General features: G+C 63.7%; 14 protein-coding genes and 4 tRNA genes. 3 read left to right on the forward strand and 15 right to left on the reverse strand.

Features of this window, described 5'->3' with window-relative positions; translation table 11 throughout:
* Positions 1-94: 94 nt before the first annotated feature.
* The 4 genes from prfB to LV82_RS04730 all read right to left on the reverse strand — a co-directional run bounded on the left by prfB (position 95) and on the right by LV82_RS04730 (position 6,310).
* Positions 95-1,222, reverse strand: a complete 1,128-nt coding sequence (gene prfB / locus LV82_RS04715) for a peptide chain release factor 2 (RefSeq protein ID WP_104069557.1) — start codon at positions 1,220-1,222, stop codon at positions 95-97.
* Positions 1,223-1,314: 92 nt separating this feature from the next.
* Positions 1,315-3,870 carry a penicillin-binding protein 1A gene (locus LV82_RS04720; protein WP_104069783.1) on the reverse strand — a complete coding sequence of 852 codons (2,556 nt, stop codon included), beginning with the start codon at positions 3,868-3,870 and terminating at the stop codon, positions 1,315-1,317.
* Positions 3,871-3,950: 80 nt separating this feature from the next.
* Positions 3,951-5,156, reverse strand: a complete 1,206-nt coding sequence (locus tag LV82_RS04725) for an N-acetylmuramoyl-L-alanine amidase (RefSeq protein WP_104069558.1) — start codon at positions 5,154-5,156, stop codon at positions 3,951-3,953.
* Positions 5,153-6,310 carry a pyridoxal phosphate-dependent aminotransferase gene (locus LV82_RS04730; protein WP_104069559.1) on the reverse strand — a complete coding sequence of 386 codons (1,158 nt, stop codon included), beginning with the start codon at positions 6,308-6,310 and terminating at the stop codon, positions 5,153-5,155. Before LV82_RS04730 ends, LV82_RS04725 begins: the two co-directional genes overlap by 4 nt.
* A 125-nt stretch (positions 6,311-6,435) precedes the next feature.
* On the opposite strand from LV82_RS04730, the gene LV82_RS04735 reads away from it, so the two are divergent.
* Positions 6,436-7,179 carry a DsbA family protein gene (locus LV82_RS04735; RefSeq protein WP_104069785.1) on the forward strand — a complete coding sequence of 248 codons (744 nt, stop codon included), beginning with the start codon at positions 6,436-6,438 and terminating at the stop codon, positions 7,177-7,179.
* A gap of 114 nt (positions 7,180-7,293) precedes the next feature.
* The gene (locus LV82_RS04740) at positions 7,294-9,327 is read left to right on the forward strand and encodes an ASKHA domain-containing protein (RefSeq protein ID WP_104069560.1); all 2,034 of its coding nucleotides are present in this window, start codon (positions 7,294-7,296) and stop codon (positions 9,325-9,327) included.
* Between the two features lie 18 nt (positions 9,328-9,345).
* Here LV82_RS04740 and LV82_RS04745 read toward each other — a convergent pair whose 3' ends face one another.
* The 4 genes from LV82_RS04745 to hemA all read right to left on the reverse strand — a co-directional run bounded on the left by LV82_RS04745 (position 9,346) and on the right by hemA (position 15,022).
* Positions 9,346-11,157, reverse strand: coding sequence for an ABC-F family ATP-binding cassette domain-containing protein (locus tag LV82_RS04745; RefSeq protein ID WP_104069561.1), 1,812 nt, complete (start codon positions 11,155-11,157; stop codon positions 9,346-9,348).
* Positions 11,158-11,203: 46 nt separating this feature from the next.
* On the reverse strand, positions 11,204-12,328 hold the full coding sequence (gene ispG, locus LV82_RS04750; RefSeq protein WP_104069562.1) for a flavodoxin-dependent (E)-4-hydroxy-3-methylbut-2-enyl-diphosphate synthase: 1,125 nt from the start codon (positions 12,326-12,328) through the stop codon (positions 11,204-11,206).
* A gap of 74 nt (positions 12,329-12,402) precedes the next feature.
* On the reverse strand, positions 12,403-13,668 hold the full coding sequence (locus LV82_RS04755; RefSeq protein ID WP_245873068.1) for a helix-turn-helix domain-containing protein: 1,266 nt from the start codon (positions 13,666-13,668) through the stop codon (positions 12,403-12,405).
* Between the two features lie 130 nt (positions 13,669-13,798).
* A complete protein-coding gene (gene hemA / locus LV82_RS04760; protein WP_104069788.1) occupies positions 13,799-15,022 on the reverse strand; it encodes a 5-aminolevulinate synthase in 1,224 nt (407 codons plus the stop codon).
* A gap of 200 nt (positions 15,023-15,222) precedes the next feature.
* On the opposite strand from hemA, the gene LV82_RS04765 reads away from it, so the two are divergent.
* Complete coding sequence (locus tag LV82_RS04765) at positions 15,223-16,605, forward strand: M20/M25/M40 family metallo-hydrolase (protein WP_104069563.1); 1,383 nt, start codon at positions 15,223-15,225, stop codon at positions 16,603-16,605.
* Positions 16,606-16,716: 111 nt separating this feature from the next.
* Here the strand turns inward: LV82_RS04765 and LV82_RS04770 are convergent.
* From LV82_RS04770 to LV82_RS04795, 7 genes are all read right to left on the reverse strand, one after another.
* A tRNA-Asp gene (locus LV82_RS04770) sits at positions 16,717-16,793 on the reverse strand.
* Positions 16,794-16,833: 40 nt separating this feature from the next.
* Positions 16,834-16,910 (reverse strand) — tRNA-Asp (locus tag LV82_RS04775).
* A gap of 267 nt (positions 16,911-17,177) precedes the next feature.
* Positions 17,178-17,253, reverse strand: a tRNA-Val gene (locus LV82_RS04780).
* A 54-nt stretch (positions 17,254-17,307) separates the two neighbouring features.
* Complete coding sequence (locus tag LV82_RS14750) at positions 17,308-17,520, reverse strand: hypothetical protein (protein WP_146065123.1); 213 nt, start codon at positions 17,518-17,520, stop codon at positions 17,308-17,310.
* Positions 17,521-17,643: 123 nt separating this feature from the next.
* A tRNA-Val gene (locus tag LV82_RS04785) sits at positions 17,644-17,718 on the reverse strand.
* A 200-nt stretch (positions 17,719-17,918) separates the two neighbouring features.
* Positions 17,919-20,324: an endopeptidase La gene (gene lon, locus LV82_RS04790; RefSeq protein ID WP_104069564.1), complete on the reverse strand. Its 2,406-nt coding sequence runs from the start codon at positions 20,322-20,324 to the stop codon at positions 17,919-17,921.
* 213 nt (positions 20,325-20,537) lie between these two features.
* A complete protein-coding gene (locus LV82_RS04795) occupies positions 20,538-21,146 on the reverse strand; it encodes a helix-turn-helix transcriptional regulator (protein ID WP_104069789.1) in 609 nt (202 codons plus the stop codon).
* Between the last annotated feature and the right edge of the window lie 66 nt (positions 21,147-21,212).

A 21,212-nucleotide genomic window follows, 5' to 3' on the forward strand; every position in this document is an offset into this window, starting at 1 on the left:
GGTATTCGGATCGACAAGCGGCTTGCGTGGCCAAGCCCGCGAATTGCCGTTCTCCGGTGGCCAATCTACGCCACACGTGCCCAAGCGAGCACGATCAGTCCTGCGTCTGGGCCTCGGCTCGGCTCTTGCCGGCAACCTTCATGGCCAGCGTTGCCGCCATGAACGCATCCAGATCACCGTCCAGCACGCCCTGCGTATCCGAGGTTTCGTGACCCGTGCGCAGGTCCTTTACCATCTGGTAGGGGTGCAGGACGTAAGAACGGATCTGGTTGCCCCAGGCGGCTTCGCCCTTTGCCTCGTGCTGGGCCGCGATCTCGGCGTTGCGCTTGTCCAGTTCCAGCTGGTACAGGCGCGCCTTCAGCGCGGCCATCGCATTTGCCCGGTTCTGGTGCTGCGACTTTTCCGAACTGGTCACGACGATGCCGGTCGGAATATGCGTGATCCGCACCGCCGAGTCGGTCGTGTTCACGTGCTGACCGCCCGCGCCAGAAGACCGGAACGTGTCGATGCGGATATCAGAGTCCGGAATGACGATTTCGATATTGTCGTCCACGACCGGATAGACCCAGACCGAACAGAAGGATGTATGCCGCCGTGCCGAGGAATCGAACGGCGAGATGCGCACCAGCCGGTGAACGCCCGATTCCGACTTCAGCCAGCCATAGGCATTGGGCCCCGAGATCCGGTACGTGGCGGAACGGATGCCGGCCTCCTCGCCCGGGCTCTCCGACATCAGCTCGACCTTATAGCCCTTCTTCTCGGCCCAGCGCACATACATGCGTGCCAGCATTGCCGCCCAGTCGCAGCTTTCCGTACCACCGGCGCCGGCATTGATTTCAAGGAAAGTGTCATTGCTGTCGGCCTCGCCATCCAGAAGGGCCTCCAGCTCCTTCTGCTCGGCAAGGGTCTTCAGCTCGCGCAGGGCGTTCTCGGCCTCTTCGACGACTTCGCTGTCGCCTTCGGCCTCGCCCATTTCGATCAGTTCGACATTGTCGTTCAGGTCCCGTTCGATCCGGCGATAGGTCTCGATCTGGTCCAGCAGCATCTGCCGGTCGCGCATCAGCTTCTGCGCGCGCTCGGGATCGGACCACAGATCGCCATCCTCGATCATCGCGTTCATTTCTTCCAGCCGATGTTCGGCCGTCTCCAGGTCCATCCGTTGACCCAGCAGGTTCAGCGATTTGCGGATCGAATCGACGATGTTTTCAATTTCGGCGCGCATGTCTGCGTGTCCCTTCGGAATGTCTTGGCGCGGGTGATAGCCGAGCAGCCCGCCACCGACAAGGGGACGGGCTGCTCGGGCCGTCCGGCCGGTCAGTACAGCCCGCCCGAACTGACGGTGCCGAAATCCGCCTTCTTCGGGATGACGGCCTTCTTGCCGCTTGACGTCGTGACGGTCGTATCACCCTCGTCGCCGCCCAGCTCTCCATAGGAATACAGCGGCAGGTTCTGCCCCATGGCAAAGCCGCCATCGACCATCGCGCCTATACCGAAGATGGGCTCCATCCCGTCGCGGAAGAATTCGGCCTGGACATAATCGCCTTCGGCATCGTCCGGCAGGCGTTCGCCCGTGAATCGGTTGATCTTGATGAAATGCCCCCCGGGCGGAACCTTGAACTCGCTGCCGCCATATTTCTTGACGGCCTCCTGCATGAAGGCGTTGAACACCGGCACGCACAGCGTCCCACCATAGGCCCCGCGCCCAAGCGAGCGTGGCTGGTCATAGCCCATGTAGCAGCCGGCCACGATGTTCGAAGTGAAGCCGATGAACCAGACATCCTTGGCGTCGTTCGTGGTTCCCGTCTTGCCCGCGGTCGGAACCGGCAGATTGACCCCCTTGCCCGAGCCACGCTGCACGACCCCCTGCAGCATCGAAGTCAGCTGATAGGCCGTAACCGGGTCCATGACGCGTTCGCGGTTCGATTCGATCCGCGGCGCCCGACCCGGCGGCAGGTTCGGATCGGCACAATCCAGGCATTTGCGCCGGTCATGGCGATAGACCGTCTTGCCCCAGCGGTCCTGGACCCGGTCCACAAGGGTCGGCTCGACGCGCTCGCCCCCATTGGCGAACATCGCATAGGCGGCCACCATCTTGAACAATGTCGTCTCTTGCGCGCCCAGCGAATTGGCCAGATAGGGCTCCAGCCTGTCATAGACGCCAAAGCGCTCTGCATAGCGGGCGACCGTATCCATGCCGACTTCCTGCGCGACGCGGATCGTCATCAGGTTTCGCGACTGTTCGATCCCGGTGCGCAGCGGGGTTGGTCCATAGAACTTGTTCGACGCGTTCTTGGGCCGCCAGACGCCTTCGGGCGTGTCCACCTCGATCGGTGCATCGACCACGATGGTCGCGGGGGAAAAACCCGAATCCAGCGCCGCCGCATAGACGAACGGCTTGAAGGCCGAGCCCGGCTGGCGCATCGCTTGGGTTGCCCGGTTGAAGACCGAGGATTGATACGAAAACCCGCCCTGCATGGCGATGACCCGCCCGGTATGGACATCCATGGCCATGAAGGCGCCCTGCACTTCGGGCACCTGCCGCAGCGACCACCGCTTGAATGTCCCGTCCTTGTCGGTCAGGGCGGTGACCAGCACCACATCGCCGACCGAAACCAGATCGCCCGCGCGCTTGGCCTTGGGGCCCAGCCGGCCATCCGCCTGGCGCTTGCGCGCCCAGGTGACGTCCTCGGCCGGTATCCAATGGCCGTCATCGTCATCCGATACGCCTTCGATCCCGATACGGGCGGATCTTTCGCCAACCTCCAGCACGACCGCGGGAAGCCATCCGGGGATGTCGCGGGGCACGTCAACCTCGGCCAGCGCCGAGCGCCAGCGCGTTTCATCCGCAAGCTCTTCGGCCGGGATCGTGCGCCGCGTTCCCCGCCAGACGCCAAGATTGCGGTCGTATTTCTCCAGCGCTTCCTGCAATGCGCGCGCGGCTTGCAGCTGCATCTCGGGGTCCACGGTCGCGCGGATCGTCAGGCCGCCACCAAAGAATTCCTCGGCCCCGAAGCTCTTGGACAGCTGGCGCCGGATCTCGTCGGTGAAATAGTCGCGCGGCGGCAGGTTCGACTTGAACGAAGGATAGTCGCCGCCCTGCACCGTGCGCAGCGGCTGGGCCTGCGCGCGCTTCATCGTCTCGGCATCGATATAGCCGTTCTGGTACATCTCGCGCAGAACATAGTTGCGCCGGGCGATCGCGGCCTCGCGGTTCTTCACCGGGTGATAGGAATAGGGCGCCTTGGGCAGGGCAGCCAGATAGGCGGCCTCCTCCACCGTCAGTTCCGACAGCGTCTTGTTGAAATAGGTCTGCGCGGCCGATGCGACGCCGAAGGACAGATAGCCAAGATCGATCTCGTTCAGATAGAGTTCCAGGATCTTGTCCCGTGGCAGGGTGTTGACCAGCCGGTTGGCCAGGATCATCTCCTTGATCTTGCGTTCGACCGTGCGTTCCCCGCCCAGCAGGAAGTTCTTGGCGACCTGCTGGGGAATGGTCGAAGCCCCGCGCAGCGTCTGGCCGCGGGTCCGTATTGCGTCCCAGATCGCCCCGGCGATGCCGCGCGCATCAAACCCCTGATGCGAATAGAAATTCTTGTCCTCGGCCGAGATGAAGGCCCATTTCACGATATCGGGGATGTCCTCGATCGGGGCGAATATCCGCCGTTCGGTCGCGAATTCGTCCATCAGCCGGCCTTCGCCGGAATAGATGCGGCTGATCGTCTTGGGTGTGTATTGCGCAAGATATTCGTGATCCGGCAGGTCGCGGCTGTAGATCCAGAAGACCCCGCCGATCGCAAGCGCGGCAAAGAACAGGCCGGTCACGATCCAGCTGAAGATGCCACCCAGAAAGGACAGGATGAAACGGGTCACGTGGTGCACACTCCTGAAGAAACACGCTGTCTATATAGGCGCGATCGGGTCGGGTCAAAACAACTTGTCCCGAACTTCCCCTAACGGCGCAGACGGGCCGTGCGTTCCCGCTCGTCCTGGACCCAAAGCAGGATCGCGTCGCGGATCGCGGTCTGGAACCGCGCGCGCCATTGCGGATCGGTCAGATGCGCCCGGTCGCGCGGCGAAGACAGAAAGCCCACCTCGATGAGAAGCGACGGGAAATCGGGCGCCTTCAGGACCGAGAACGCCGCGCCGCGCACCGGCCGGCGGTGCATGCCGATCCGCGCATGCCGCAAGGCATCGGCCAGGCCCTGGGCCAGTCGCTCTGTCCTTGGGCGCGTTTCAGTGCGCGCAAGGTCCATCATGACCAGGGCCAGGGCATCGTCCTGCCGCGCAAGGTCCACCCCGGCAAGCAGATCAGCCCGGTCATGGCTTTCGGCCAGATGCTCGGAAGCCGCGTCGCTTGCGCGCCGGGCAAGCATGTAGATCGTCGCACCCGTTGCCTCGCCCTGCTTCAGCGAATCCGCATGAAGCGACAACATCAGGTCCGCACCGACGGTCCGGGCGCGCGTGATGCGTTCGTCCAGCGCCACGAAGGTATCGCTGTCCCGCGTCAGGTACACATCGACCCCCGCAGCACGCAGCACTTCGGCCAGCTCTTTCGCAAATCCCAGCATCAGTTCGGCCTCGGTCAGTCCCGCGGCCTGTGCGCCGGGATCGACGCCGCCATGGCCGGGATCAAGCGCGACCACGATCCTGTCTTTCTCGCCCCGCATTGCGGCGTCCCCGGTTGTATCGGGATAGTCCCATCGCGCGGCCTCGGCGGCGGCGGCCACGGCGTCCTGCACGAAGAGCTCCCATTCCCTGGGTTCAAGCCGCAGCGAGAGCCTCGCCCCGTCCCGCACCTGCGCCATCGTCGCGCTGGCGATGCGGAACGGCGCGGGCAGCGGCAGCGCGATCCGCGACCAGCCATCGCGAATCGAACGAATGCCGGCCGGCCCGAGCGGCGATACCGCCAGCCCCTGCAGCGCGACGGGATCGACATCGCGAAGATCGACGACGAGGCGCAGCGGATCGGCCAGTACATAGACACGGAACGGCGTCCGTCGCGGCAGATCAAGGACAACGGAAAGATCACCATCGACACGCGCGACCTGCAGGCTTTCCGGCGCCAGCAATGGCCGCGTCTCGGCCAGCGCGGCAAGGGGCATGATCAGGGACAGCCCCACCGCAAGCACGAATGCCAGCACCACGCGCATCGTCATCGCGCCGCCTGGCCCCGAAACCTTTCCATGAATGCCGCCAGACGCGACAGACCCTCTTCGATTTCCTCGGTCGAGCGCGCATAGGAAAGGCGCAGCGTGTGTGACCCGCGAACCGGGTCGAAATCCAGCCCGGGCGTCACTGCCACGCCGGCCTCATCCAGGATCCGCGCCGCAAGGGACAGGGAATCGTCGGTCAGGTCGGACACATCGGCATAGATGTAGAACGCGCCATCCGGCGGCGCGATCCGGCCCAAACCGATACGCGGCAAGGCGTCCAGCATCAGCGCGCGATTGCGCGCATAGACGGCGCGATTGGCTTCCAGTTCGTCGATGCAGTCCAGCGCGGCCAGTGCGGCAACCTGGCTGGCATGGGGGGGACAGATGAACATGTTCTGCGCCAGCCGTTCGATGACGCGCACATGATCTTCGGGCACGACCATCCAACCGACGCGCCAGCCGGTCATCGAGAAATATTTCGAAAACGAATTGATCACATGCACGTCGTCGCTGATCTCCAGCGACGAGACGGCCCGATCGCCGTAATGCAGGCCGTGATAGATCTCGTCCGAGATGAAGGCCACGTCACGCTCTTGCGCGGCCCTGATCAGGGCCGACAGGGCCTCACGCCCCAGCATGGTTCCCGACGGATTTCCGGGCGAGGCCACGATCAGCCCGCGCACGTCGTCGGGAATCTGGTCCGGCCGCGGCTGGTAACGGTCTTGTGGCTCGGTCGGAATCCCGACCGGTGTCAGCGACAGGGCGCGCAGGATCTGACGATAGGACGGATATCCCGGCTCTCCCAGCGCCACGCGATCTCCGGCGTCGAACAGCGCCGTAAAGCCAAGCAGGAACGCCGCGGACGATCCGGCGGTGACCACGACACGGCCGGGGTCCAGATCGATCCCGTACCAGCGTCGATACAGATTCGCGATACCCGCCCGCAAAGCGGGCAGCCCCAGAGCGACCGTATAACCCAGCGCGTCACGCTCCAGCGCCCTTGCAAGCGCGCGCCGCGCAGCAGCGGGGGCCGGCGTCGAGGGCTGGCCGACCTCCATGTGAATGATATGGCGTCCAGCGGCTTCCGCCTTGCGGGCGGCCTCCATGACGTCCATCACGATGAAGGGATCGACCATTCCACGGCTTGAAACCCGCATGCCTGCCTCTCTATGCTGCGCGTCGAAACGGGGTTTTCTTTTCAGTCGTGCGTGACAAGGTCAATGGCACAGGCCTGAAGGCCCCGCAACATCTGCCGCGCCCCGGCGCAAAGAAGGAACACGGAATGAGATCACTCGCTCTGGCCGCGATCGTGGCAATGACGGTCGGCCCCGCAGCCGCACTGGACCTGAAGAACATGACCGACGCCGAGCGCGAAGCCTTTCGCGCCGAGGTGCGGGCCTATCTTCTGGAGAACCCCGAGGTTCTGAGTGAGGCCATAGCCGTGCTGCAGGACCGCCAGGCCGAACAGGCGGCGCGGCAGGACAGCACCCTGATCCAGGCAAATGCCAAGGACTTGTTTTCAGACCCCGATGATTTCGTCGGTGGCAATCCGCAGGGCGATATCACGGTGGTCGAATTCATCGACTATCGCTGCGGCTATTGCCGCAAGGCCCATGCCGAGGTGAAGGAGCTGATCAACAGCGACGGCAATATCCGCTATATCGTCAAGGAATTCCCGATCCTTGGCGATCAGTCGGTGATTGCGTCGCGCTTTGCCATCGCCGCCTTGCGTGAACTGGGGCCCGAAGCCTATGAAAAGATCAAGAACGGTTTCTACGAAAGCTTCCGGGGCGAGGTCACGGTTGAAACGCTGGAATCCTTCGCCCGCGATCTGGGGATCGACCCCGCGCCCGTGATCGCCGCGATGGACAGCCCCGACGTGACGCGGATCATCAAGGAAAACCACATGCTGGCCCAAAGGCTGCAGGTGTCCGGCACGCCGACGTTCGTCATGGGCGACCAGATGCTGCGCGGCTACGCGCCGCTCGAGACGATGCGCCAGATCGTGGCCGAAGAGCGGGGCTGAGCACACCGTTGCCGCAATGACGCGGTTGAACGACAAAGCGGCGCGGAAGCCCTGTTGCGCGCCGCCCCAGCCGCTAACCTGACGGCCAGGAAACGCGTATCCGGACATGCAAACATGAGCAACGATCCCCTGGTGATCTTCATGCCGTCGGGCAAGCGTGGGCGCTTTCCCGTCGGTACACCCGTTTTGACGGCGGCAAGGCAGCTGGGCGTCGATCTGGATTCGGTGTGCGGCGGCCGCGGCATCTGTTCCAAGTGCCAGGTCGAGCCAAGCTTTGGCGAATTCCCCAAGCATGGCGTGACGGTCAGCCCGGACGCGCTGTCTCCCCGCAACGAGGTCGAGGATCGCTACGATCGCATCCGGGGGCTGAAGCAGGGTCGGCGCCTGGGCTGTCAGGCCCGCATTCAGGGCGACATCGTCATCGACGTCCCCCCGGAAAGCCAGGTTCACCGCCAGGTCATCCGCAAGGCCGCCGACAGCCGCACGATCGTCATGGACCCGGCAACCCGGCCCTACTATGTCGAGGTCGCCCAGCCGGACATGCACGAACCCTCGGGCGATTTTCAGCGCCTTGCAGCCGCGCTGAAGGAACAATGGGACATTTCGGGCGTGACCGCCGATACCGCGCTGCTTCACCGGCTGCAGCCGGCCCTGCGCAAGGGCGAATGGAAGGCAACCGTCATCCTGCACCGCGACCATCACGGCACGCCCCGCATCCTGGATATCCATCCCGGCTTCTGGGAAGGGCGCCTGTATGGTCTGGCAATCGATCTTGGCTCGACCACGATCGCGGCCCATCTGTGTGACCTGCGCAACGGCAAGGTGCTGGCCTCGTCCGGGCTGATGAACCCGCAGATCCGCTTTGGCGAAGATCTCATGAGCCGGGTGAGCTATGCGATGATGAACCCGGGCGGAGACGCCGAGATGACCCGGGCCGTTCGTACGGCGATCAACGGGCTGGCCGAGTCCATCGCAACCGAAGCCGGAGTCGATCCGCGCAACATCGTCGAAACGGTATTCGTCTGCAATCCGGTCATGCATCACCTGCTGCTGGGCATCGACCCGGTCGAGCTGGGACAGGCGCCCTTTGCACTGGCGACCTCTGAAAGCCTGACCATTCCGGCGCGCGATCTGGATCTGCACGCGGTCCATCCCCAGGCGCAGGTCTATATCCTGCCCTGCATCGCGGGCCATGTCGGCGCGGATTGTGCGGCCGTGGCGCTGGCCGAAGAGCCCTACAAGTCCGACGACATCGTCCTGATCGTCGATGTGGGCACGAATGCCGAAATCCTGCTGGGCAATCGTGAACGGGTTCTGGCCTGTTCCTCGCCCACCGGCCCCGCGTTCGAAGGCGCACAGATCTCCTCGGGCCAGCGCGCCGCGCCCGGCGCGATCGAACGCGTCGAGATCGACCCCGTGACAAAGGAACCACGCTTCAAGGTCATCGGCTGCGATCTGTGGTCCGACGATCCGGGATTTGCCGCGGCCACGGCGCAAACCGGGATCACGGGCATCTGCGGCTCGGGCATCATCGAGGTCGTGGCCGAGATGCGCATGGCCGGGATCGTCGACGCAGGCGGATTGATCGGATCGGCCGAACAGACCGGGACGGCGCGTTGCATCCCGCAGGGGCGAACCCACGCCTATGTGCTGCACGACGCGACAGCCGAAGGCGGCCCGCTGATCATGGTCACACAGGGCGATATCCGCGCCATCCAGCTTGCGAAATCGGCGCTTTATGCCGGGGCGCGGCTTCTGATGGACGAGCTGGGCATCGACCGGGTGGACCGCATCGTTCTGGCGGGTGCCTTCGGGGCGCATATTTCGCCAAAACACGCGATGGTCCTGGGCATGATCCCCGATTGCCCTCTCGACAGGGTCTCATCGGCGGGCAACGCGGCGGGTACCGGGGCGCGCATCGCATTGTGCGACATCTCGGCCCGCGCACGGATCGAAGAAGAGGTCCGACGGATCCTCAAGGTCGAAACCGCGATCGAGCCGCGCTTCCAGGAACATTTCGTCGCGGCAAATGCAATCCCGCACGCAACCGATCCGTTCCCGGAACTGACAAAGGTCGTCACCCTGCCCCGGGTTTCCTTCAACACCGGCGGCGCGGGCGAAGGCGGCCGGCGGCGTCGACGCGGTTGAACGATCAAGCGGGCGGCCCTACGAGGCCGCCTTTTCCTCGAGCGCCAGCCATTCGTCCTCGGCCGCGCTCAGCGCCGCCTGCCGCTCGGCCAGCAATTCGGTCGCGCGGCGGAATTTCTCGGGCGACTTCTGGAACAGTTCGGGGTCGGACAGCAGCTGCGACAGTTTCGCGATCTCGGCTTCCAGCTTCTCGATGACTCCGGGAAGTTCATCCAGCCGGTGGCGTTCGGTAAAGGTCAGCCCCCGACTTTCCCGGCGCGGCTTTTCGGCGCGGGGCGTGGCCGGGGCAAGCGCCTTCCTTGATGACGTCTGTTCCTCGGCGGGGCGTCGCTGTGCCTGATAGTCGCTCCATCCCCCGGCATAGATGGTGGCGCGGCCGTCCCCCTCCATTGCAATCGTGGTTGTCGTGACGCGGTCGATGAAGTCGCGGTCGTGGCTGACCAGCAGCACCGTTCCGTCGTATTCGCCCAGAACGTCCTGCAACAGGTCCAGCGTCTCGACATCCAGATCGTTGGTCGGCTCGTCCAGAACCAGCAGGTTCGACGGGCGCGCCATGATCCGCGCCAGAAGCAGCCGGGCGCGCTCGCCACCCGACAGGGACCGGATCGGAGCACGGGCCTGCGCCTCGTCGAACAGGAAGTCCTTCAGATAGGCCACAACATGGCGCGGCTGGCCACGCACCATGATCTGATCCGCCCGGCCGGAGACCCGCAAATCGGGGTCACTGACCAACCCCTCCCACAATGTCATCTCGGGATCCAGTGTGGCACGGGCCTGATCCAGAACGGCAATCTGCAGGTTCGTGCCCAGGCGCACCTCGCCCGTGTCCGGCGGCAGCTGCCCGATCAGAATCTTCAGCAGCGTGGTCTTGCCCACACCGTTCGGTCCGACAAGCGCAACGCGATCGCCGCGCATCACGCGCAGATCGAAGGGGCGCAGGATCTGGCGATCCCCGAAGGATTTCGAGATTCCCTTGGCCTCGATCACCATGCGGCCTGACGTGCGGCCCGAATCCAGCGCCATGTCCGCAGTCCCCTGGCGCCGGATCATCGCGGCGCGTTCGGCCCGCATCTGGGCCAGAGCCCGCAGACGTCCCTGATTGCGCCGCCTGCGGGCCGAAATGCCCTCGACCGCCCAGCGGGCTTCGGCCTTGATGCGGCGCTCCAGCTTGTGGCGCGCTTCGTCCTCCTGCGCCCAGACGCGGTCGCGCCATTCCTCGAACGTGTCAAAGCCTTCCTCGTTGCGCCGGACCATGCCCCGGTCGATCCACAGCGTCACCCGGGTCAGCGCGCGCAGAAAGGCGCGGTCGTGGCTGATGATGACATAGGCCGCGCGGGTCGAGCGCAGATGTTCTTCGAGCCAACCGATGGCCTGGATGTCCAGATGGTTGGTGGGCTCGTCCAGAAGCATCAATTCGGGCTCTTGCGCCAGCAGACGGGCAAGCGCCGCGCGACGCCTTTCCCCGCCCGAAGCCGAGATCACGGGCATGGAAGGATCGAATTTCAGGCCCTCGGCCACCGCTTCGACGCGCCACGACTCGCCCGGCGCCAGACCCGCGGCCGCGAAATCGCCCAGCGTGGCGAAGCGTGACAGGTCCGGCTCCTGCTCCATGTAGCCGACCGTTACGCCGGGCGGCACGATCCGTTCGCCGCGGTCGGGTTCGACAAGACCCGCCATGACCTTCATCAGCGTGGATTTCCCCGATCCGTTGCGCCCCACCAGGGCGATCCGGTCACCGGGATGCACGACAAGATCCAACCCGTCGAAAACGGGATTTCCGCCAAAGGTCAGGGCGATGTCGGAAAGCTGCAGAAGCGGTGCGCGTGCCATGTGGCTCAGCTAATGCCTCGGATCGGGCGGGTCAACGCCGGCTGGCCTACTCGGCCGCCTGTGCGGTCTGCGCCTCGATTTCCGCAGCCCGCTTTTCGACCAGCTCGACGATATGGTCGATCATCTGATCGTTCGACATCCTGTGGCTCTGCTTGCCGGCCAGATAGACCATGCCATTCCCCGCGCCGCCGCCGGTAAAACCGATATCGGTCATCAGCGCTTCGCCCGGGCCATTGACCACGCAGCCGATGATGGACAGGCTGATCGGTGTCTTGATATGCGACAGGCGCTGTTCCAGGATTTCAACGGTCTTGATCACATCGAAACCCTGACGCGCGCAGGACGGGCAGCTGATGATCTGAACGCCACGGGTGCGCAGCCCAAGCGCCTTGAGGATTTCGTACCCGACGCGCACCTCCTCGACCGGATCGGCCGAAAGCGACACGCGGATCGTGTCGCCGATCCCCGCCCAAAGCAGGTTTCCTAGCCCGATCGCCGACTTGACCGTTCCGGTCATCAGGCCGCCCGCTTCGGTAATGCCCAGATGGATCGGGGCATCGGTCGCCTCGGCCAAGGCCTGGTAGGCCGCCGCGGCCAGGAACACGTCCGAGGCCTTGCAGCTGATCTTGAACTCGTGAAAGTCGTTGTCCTGCAGCAGCTTGATATGGTCGAGCGCGGATTCGACCATCGCTTCGGGACAGGGTTCGCCGTATTTGTCCAGCAGATGCTTTTCAAGACTGCCCGCATTCACGCCGATGCGGATCGAACAGCCATGGTCGCGCGCGGCGCGGACGACTTCGCGTACCCGCTCGGGCGAACCGATATTTCCCGGATTGATCCTCAGGCAGGCTGCTCCGGCCTCGGCGGCCTCGATCGCGCGACGGTAATGAAAGTGGATGTCGGCCACGATCGGAACGGGACTTTCACGCACGATTTCGCGCAGCGCGCGGGTCGAGTCCTCGTCGGGTGTCGAGACGCGGACAATATCGGCGCCGGCTTCGGCGGCGCGCTGGATTTGGTCGATCGTCGCGCGCACATCGGTCGTCAGCGTGTTCGTCATGGTCTGGACCGAGATCGGCGCATCGCCGCCAACGGGAACGGTGCCGACCATGATGCGCCGGGACTTGCGCCGCTCGATATTGCGCCAGGGACGGATCGGATTATGAGTCATGTCGAAAGCTGCCCGCGCTGTTGCGTCCTTGGGATAAAACGACGGGCCGTCAAAGGCAATCGCCCTGCCCTGCGCTATTGTGCCGGTGCCTGTGCCGTCTGCTGCGCGGCCGTATCGGATGCGTCGGCGACAGCGACGAACTGCGCAAGGTCCGAATCCTGCGCAATGTCTGCCACCGCATAGGTTTCTGTGACCGCATCGGGCGCCAGCACGACGTTCTTGGTCACCACGCCACGCTTGCCGACCGGACCGTAGGTCTGACCCGCCACGACGAAATACAGCGCACCGGATTCGCCCACGCGCAGTGTCGGGGGCTCCTCGCTGGGCGGGATCGCGAATCTCTCACCCGCGTCCAGGATCTTTTCCAGAAGGATGGAGCCATCCGCCGCCGTCACGCGCACCCATGCCGGACGTACGGCCAGCAATTCGACACCTGGCGGCCCGGGTTGAACGACCTGGGGGCTGGGGTCCTGCACAGGCGCGTTCTCGGCAACCGCAAGCGTTCCCTGTTCGCCTTCGTCGACGACGTCATCCCGAGCGACCAGCAGGCCGACCGTGCGCGGGTCGATCGTGGCGATCGGCGCATCGCGTTCGACAAGGACGGGAACATCCAGCGCCTCGGGGCGATAGAGCCGGTCGAAGGCATCTGCCGTCACCGGATCGGCATCGGCAAACCGGCTGTCCTGCAGGCCCAGCCCGTCTTCAACGGATGTTGCCGGAAGCGATTCGGAAATTCCCGCCAGCGGGCCGATGTCGGCGACGACACCCGGCGCCTGATCGACGGGTGCCAGCGTCACCTTCTGGACTTCCTGAAGAACCTTCCAGCCGCCATAGCCAATGCCCCCGATCAGCGCGATCAGGACCAGAATCGAACCGATGGCACCCGGCTGGATACCATCGAACAGAGGCTCTCCTCGCGGAACGAAGACAGCGTTTGGGTTGGCCAGGGGATCATGCCCCACACCGCGCTGCGCGGTCTTGCGCCTTTGGGCCGAACCACCATTCGCGCGGCCCGCGATCGCGATACCGGGATCTGGGTCGAATCCGGATTCCTCGCAGAAACGCCTGAAGGCCCAATCAGGATCCATTCCAAGATAGCGCGCATAGGACCGGACATACCCCGCGACGAAGCCCGGCGTCTCGAACGCGGTCATGTCGGCATTCTCGATCGCCGCGATGTAACTGGCCTTGATCTTGAGATCGCGCTGCACGTCCAGCAGGGACTTGCCCAGAGTGGCGCGTTCCCCGCGCATGACATCGCCCAGCCGAAGTTCGTAATCATCGAACCCTTTCGGCCCGCTGTCTGCCTGCACAGAAGGAAAGGCTTTCCGCCCGATCATGCCCACTGCCCCGTGCCGTTTCGTATCATCCGGACGCATCCCCAAAAGATCGGCGATTCGCCGATCACGCCCTGGACCCATTGGGAATCTGATAACACAGGCGCGGGCGAATTGCGACCGCCCGCGTATGTCAAGCCGACATTTCGGCGCGATTCAGCGCACAATGCGACCACAGCTTGTCCATCGCCCGGACAAGGTGGTCGATGTCGTCCAGCGTGTGCACGGGCGACGGGGTAAAGCGCAGCCGCTCGGTCCCCCGCGGCACGGTGGGGAAGTTGATCGGCTGGACATAGATCCCGTAATGCTCCAGCAGCATGTCCGAAATCTTCTTGCAGTGGACCGGGTCGCCGACATGGACCGGAACGATATGCGTTCCGTGATCGATGATCGGCAGCCCCAAAGCCTTCAGCCGGGTCTTCAGAACATGGGCATGTTCCTGGTGTTTGTCCCTCAGATGCTGCGCGGTCTTGATATAGCGGACCGACGCGGCCGCCCCCGCCGCGACAGCAGGCGGCAACGAGGTGGTAAAGATGAAGCCCGGCGCATAGGACCGGATCGCATCCACCATCTTGGCGGTCGAGGCGATGTAACCGCCCATCACGCCATAGGCCTTTGCCAGCGTCGCATTGATGATGTCGATGCGCCCCATCAGGCCCAGCTTTTCCGCAATTCCGGCACCGCGGGGGCCATACATGCCGACCGCATGCACCTCGTCCAGATAGGTCAGCGCGTTGAATTCCTGGGCAAGGTCGCAGATCTCCTCCATCGGGCAGATGTCGCCATCCATCGAATAGACGGATTCGAACGCGATCAGCTTCGGCGCGGCCGGGTCGTCGGCCGCCATCAGTTCCCGCAGATGCGCGACATCGTTGTGCCGGAAGATGCGCTTGGCCCCGCCATTGCGGCGGATTCCCTCGATCATCGAGGCGTGATTGAGCTCATCCGAATAGATGATCAGGCCGGGGAACAGCTTGGGCAGGGTCGAAAGCGTCGCGTCATTGGCGATATAGGCCGAGGTAAAGACCAGAGCGGCTTCCTTGCGGTGCAGGTCGGCCAGCTCGGCCTCCAGCCGCTTGTGATAGACTGTGGTGCCCGAGATGTTGCGCGTACCGCCCGACCCCGCGCCGGTCGCCTCCAGCGCCTCGTGCATCGCTTCCAGCACGACGGGATGCTGCCCCATGCCCAGATAGTCGTTCCCGCACCAGACGGTGATGTCACGTTCGCTGCCATCGGGCCGGACCCACTTGGCCCTGGGAAACTGACCCTTGCGCCGCTCGATATCGATGAAGGTGCGGTAGCGGCCTTCGTCGTGAAGCCGCTGGATCGCGCTGTCGAGCAGAGCGTCATAGTTCATGTCCATCTCCCGGCACTTGTCCTGTTCTGTCGAGGCATCATGCCTGCCAGCAATATACCGCACCTTGATACGCATCAAACAAATGGAATGCGAGCGCGCATTTTGACGCGCATCGCGATTTTCGCCCCGAAGGCGCCCGCTGGACTTCGCCGGATACGCTGATACCGTGCGCCAGCCAACCCGAAAATGGGAAGATTCCAATGAAAGTTGAAGACGTCCTTGCCCGAATCGACGCGAACCTTCCGCAGGCGATCGACCGCTTGTTCGGATTGCTGCGCATACCCTCCATCTCGACCGACCCGGCCTATGCCGCGCATTGCCGCGAGGCCGCGGACTGGCTTGCGAACGAACTCTCGGCCTTGGGCTTTGACGCATCGGTCCGCCCAACGCCCGGGCATCCGATGGTCGTTGCGCATTCGGGCGGCACGGGGCCGCGCATCCTTTTCTATGGCCATTACGACGTCCAGCCCGTGGACCCTATCGACCAGTGGCACAGGGATCCCTTCGACCCGGCAATCGAAGAGACACCGAACGGCCCGGTGATCCGTGCGCGCGGCGCCTCCGACGACAAGGGCCAGCTGATGACCTTCATCGAAGCCTGTCGCGCCTGGAAAGAGGTGCATGGCAGCCTGCCGCCCAACCTGACCATCTTCCTGGAGGGCGAAGAGGAGTCAGGCTCGCCGTCCCTGGTTCCGTTCCTTGAGAAGCACAGGGAGGAACTGCAGGGACGGATTGCGCTGGTCTGCGACACGTCCATGGTCGCGCCTGGCGTGCCCTCTATCGCGTCACAACTGCGTGGGATGCTGAAGGATGAATTCACCATCCACGGGCCGCGCGTTGATCTTCACTCGGGCCATTACGGCGGCCCTGCCCTGAACCCCCTGCGCGAGATGGCCCGGATCGTCGCCTCGTTCCACGACGACGAAACTGGGCGCGTCGCGGTCAAGGACTTTTACGAGGGGGTCCACGAAGTCCCCGCCGAACTTCTACAGCAATGGGAAAACTGCGGCTTTGACGAACGCGAATACCTGGAATCGATCGGCATGACGATGCCGCACGGCGAAAAGGGATATTCCACGCTGGAGCAGCAATGGGCCCGGCCGACGCTGGAAATCAACGGCATGTGGGGCGGCTACCAGGGCGCGGGATCCAAGACCGTCATCCCCGCAACGGCGCATTGCAAGCTGACCTGCCGCCTGGTTGGCGACATGGACCCCGACAAGGTTCGCGCGCGCATCCGCGCCCATGTCGAGGCGCGCCTTTCACCCGACGCGCGCGTCACCTGGGACCAGGATCTGGACGGCGCGCCGGCCTCGGTCATGGATACGTCGCGCCCCGAATTCCAGGCAGCCCGCGAGGCCCTGTCCGAGGAATGGGGCCGCGAAGCGGTCTTCGTCGGCATGGGCGGTTCAATTCCGATCGTCGGCATGTTCAAGCAGCTTTACGGCATGGAATCGCTGCTTGTGGGCTTTGCCAACGATGACGATGCAATCCACAGCCCGAACGAGAAATACGACGTCAAGAGCTTTCACAAGGGCATGCGGTCCTGGGCACGGATCCTTGGACGCCTCAACGCGGACTGAACCGCTCGGGCCGGCCAGATCGGCCGGCCCGAGCGCATTGGCGACGTGCACGGAAAGCGGCCAAGCGCGTACGCAACTTGCTGTCTGCTTGAGATCAAAGGGGGAAGGAAGTGGCGCGGTTGACGGGGCTCGAACCCGCGACCCCCGGCGTGACAGGCCGGTACTCTAACCGACTGAGCTACAACCGCGCTTTCCCTTCCGGGCAGGCTCTCGGGCGATCCAGGGTGGTGGCGCGGTTGACGGGGCTCGAACCCGCGACCCCCGGCGTGACAGGCCGGTACTCTAACCAACTGAGCTACAACCGCTTGTCCACCCGCCCGGATCGCCGCCCGAGCGTGGGAGCGTAATAGGCATATCGGCCGTGGGCGTCAAGCGGTCTTGCAGCAGATTTTCACCGAAAAAATTTGCGGAACATCGACCGCCTGCCGCGTGAAACATGCCTCGCAGCGCGGACCGTTGCCACTACGCCGCAATTCGGGCCGCCCGAACGCCAAAGCGACCCGCGAACGCCAACTGCCGTGACCATCTGGCCGGGCACAACCTGGCCATTTCTTGTTTTGAATACAAGCAGATGGTGGGTCGTGAGGGACTCGAACCCCCGACATCTTCGGTGTAAACGAAGCGCTCTACCAACTGAGCTAACGACCCGCTTTGGAGGCGTGGTTTAACCGCTTGGCCCGGCAGGGGCAAGGGGCGGAGCACCTATTCCCCAATGGCGCCGCGAAGCCCGATTCCCGCCAGACCGGCATTGATCAGAACATAGGGCGAGGCATCGCCAAAGGCCGCACTGATCGCGCGCGCCCAGTCATCAAGATGGTGCACGGGCTCAAAGGCCAGGAAAAGCCCCGCCGCCAGCGGCATGACCGATGCAATCCACGTCAGGGACCAAGGTTTGAAGTATCGCGCGCACCTCATTGCATCCTCCGCAGTGATTCCCGATCAGCGCAGGGAACCACGCAGCAATTCAGCAATCGTGAAACGACCGCACGGGCAAGGCGTCAGGGATGCAACGCTTTCGAAGGCAGAAGACTGAAGGGATGGTGGGTGATGAGAGATTCGAACTCCCGACATCTTCGATGTGAACGAAGCGCTCTACCACTGAGCTAATCACCCAACGAGCGGCTAGTTAGCCCCAATTTCCGACGCTTTCAAGAGGGGATGACGACGTTTTTCGCATCCCCCCCTGCCCCCGCATGGCTGCGCGCATGGCGATCATGGCATGCACCGGTTTTCCGTCAGTTCGCCTTCCAAATGGAAATGCGCCCCCGCTCGACAGGGGCGCATTCCGGTTTTCTGCATCGATCTCGCGCGGCTCAGTGCGCGGTTGCAATCGCCTCGGCGGCGCGTTCGGCCGCGGCGGCTTTCGCGGCCGCCTCTTCGGCTTCGGCGTCCCACTCGATCGGCTCGGGCATCCGAACCAGAGCGTGCTTCAGAACCTCGCGCACATGGCTGACCGGGATGATCTCCAGGCCCTGCTTCACGTTCTCGGGGATCTCGGCCAGGTCCTTTTCGTTTTCCTTCGGAATGAGGACCGTTTTGATCCCGCCGCGCAGAGCGGCCAGCAGCTTCTCCTTCAGCCCGCCGATGGCCAGCACGTTACCCCGCAACGTGACCTCGCCGGTCATCGCGATGTCCTTGCGCACGGGAATGCCCGTCAGCACCGAGACAATCGACGTCACCATCGCAACGCCTGCCGAAGGCCCGTCCTTGGGCGTGGCGCCCTCGGGAACGTGGACGTGGATGTCGATCTTCTCGAACAGGGTCGGCTTGATCCCGATCTCGGGGCTGATCGCCCGGACGAAGCTCGACGCCGCGTCGATGGATTCCTTCATCACGTCGCCCAGCTTGCCGGTGGTCTTCATCCGCCCCTTGCCGGGCAGCTTCAGCGCCTCGATCGACAAGAGGTCGCCGCCGACGCTCGTCCAGGCCAGGCCGGTGACGACACCCACCTGATCCTCCTGCTCGGCCAGACCATAGCGGTACTTCTTCACCCCCAGGAACTCTTCCAGGTTATCCGGCGTGACGACGACCTTGTCGGTCTCCTTGCGCACGATCCGCGTCAAGGCCTTGCGGGCCAGCTTGGCAATCTCGCGCTCGAGGTTCCGAACACCGGCTTCGCGGGTGTAATGGCGCACGATCGCCATAACCGCTTCATCCGTGACCGAGAATTCGCCCTTCTTCAGACCGTGGTTCTTGACCTGCTTGGGGATCAGATGCTGCTTGGCGATCTGCAGCTTCTCATCCTCGGTATAGCCGGCCAGCGGGATGATCTCCATCCGGTCCATCAGCGGCTCGGGCATGTTATAGCTGTTGGCCGTCGTGACGAACATCACATCCGACAGGTCATATTCGACCTCCAGGTAGTGATCGACGAAGCTCGAGTTCTGCTCGGGGTCCAGGACCTCAAGCAGGGCCGAAGCCGGATCGCCGCGGAAGTCCTGACCCATCTTGTCGATCTCGTCCAGAAGGATCAGCGGGTTCGTGGTCTTGGCCTTCTTCAGCGCCTGGATGATCTTGCCCGGCATCGAGCCGATATAGGTCCGCCGGTGGCCGCGGATCTCGGATTCATCCCGCACGCCGCCCAGGCTGATGCGGATGAACTCGCGCCCCGTGGCCCGCGCCATCGACTTGCCAAGGCTGGTCTTGCCGACGCCCGGGGGGCCGACAAGGCACAGGATGGGACCCTTCAGCTTGGCCGAGCGCTGTTGCACGGCCAGATACTCGACGATCCGCTCCTTGACCTTTTCCAGGCCATAATGATCCGCATCCAGGATCTGCTGCGCGCGCGACAGGTCTTTCTTGACCCGGCTCTTGACCCCCCAGGGCAGGCTCAGCAGCCAGTCCAGGTAGTTGCGCACGACCGTGGCCTCGGCCGACATCGGCGACATAGAACGCAGCTTCTTCAGCTCGGCCTCGGCCTTTTCGCGAGCCTCCTTCGAGAACTTGGTGTTCTTGATCTTCTCGGCCAGCTCGTTCAGCTCGTTCTGGTCGTCGCCATCTCCCAGCTCGCGCTGGATGGCCTTCATCTGTTCGTTCAGATAATATTCGCGCTGCGTCTTCTCCATCTGGGACTTGACGCGCGACTTGATCTTCTTCTCGACCTGAAGGACGCTCATCTCGCCTTCCATCAGGCCATAGACCTTCTCAAGCCGCTCGGCGATGTCCAGCGTCTCCAGCAATTCCTGCTTCTGCGCGACATCGACACCCAGATGCCCGGCCACAAGGTCGGCCAGCCGCGCGGGATCGGTGGTTTCCGACACGGCCGACAGGGCCTCTTCGGGCACGTTCTTCTTGATCTTGGCGTAGCGTTCGAAATCCTCGCTGACGGTACGGACCAGCGCCTTCATCACCGCCGGGTCGCCGGGCTTTTCTTCCAGCTTCTCGATCTCGGCCTCGAAGAACGAAGGATTTTCCAGGAACCGGGTGATGCGAACGCGCTCACGCCCCTCGACAAGCACCTTGACGGTGCCGTCAGGCAGCTTCAGCAACTGCAATACATTGGCCAGAACGCCGGTCTTGTAGATCCCGTCAACGGTCGGGTCGTCCTGCGTCGGGTCAACCTGCGAGGACAGCAGGATCTGCTTGTCCTCGCGCATGACCTCTTCCAGCGCCCGCACGGATTTCTCGCGGCCGACGAACAGCGGCACGATCATGTGCGGGAACACCACGATATCGCGCAGGGGCAATACCGGGTAACTGGTGGATTTTGCTTCGTTCATGTGCGTTTCCTTTCGCGCAAGAGAGTTCCGGCCCCATTCCCGGCAGCCATTGCTCTCTCCGGTTTGGAACATAGTTAGGCGTCCTTGCCGGCCGGTTCAACCATGCAAAGCCACTCACGTTTTCGTGCCGACCACAATCTGCAGGGGCATGAAACACGCCGGCCACAAGATCAGCCATGCAGCCAAGCCCTTCACAAGCGCCTTGCCGCAGGATCAGATCAGACCATGGGCAACGGCGGTCGAGACAGCCTGGCTGGCGGTCTTGGCGCGCAGCTTTGCCTTAGCAGACTTGATGCGCTGCTTGATCGCGCCATCCGTGACACCCAGCTGCGCCGAGATTTCCTTGATCAGCTGGCCCGACCGCATCATCCGCAACACCTCGATCTCGGCCTCGGTCAGGTTGGTCGGGGGCGCGGTCAGTTCATGCAGCTTGCGCAGCCGCGACTCCAGCTGATGGATCTCTTCGTCGGTGAACTCGCGATCCGACCGCGCAAAGGAACCAAAGCTGCGCTGGCCTTCAACGCCGGTCGAAGGCAACGAAATGGCAACACCATAGCGCAACCCGAATTTCTGAGCCTGCATCATGACCCGGCGCGGGTCCGGCAGTCTCATCTCGCTCCACCTGGTCCAACCGAAATTCGAATAGACCCAGCGCATCACCGGGTCCTGGAACATGAACCCCTCTCGCGTGTACAGATCCACCCACCCGTCCGGCAGGGCATTGTGTTCAGCCACCGGAAAGGCAAACCCCACCCGCAGAGCGATATAGAACCCTGCCGGCGCCAAGGTACGAAATGCGGCCCTGCCTTCAGGGTTGTTCATGAAAGGTTCATTTTCAGCATCTGCGCGCGCCTGATCCAACTGCAGCTCAAGGTTGTCTAGCTTCCG

The organism is Albidovulum inexpectatum, assembly GCF_002927635.1.
In the GTDB taxonomy this organism is placed as follows: Bacteria; Pseudomonadota; Alphaproteobacteria; order Rhodobacterales; family Rhodobacteraceae; genus Albidovulum; species Albidovulum inexpectatum.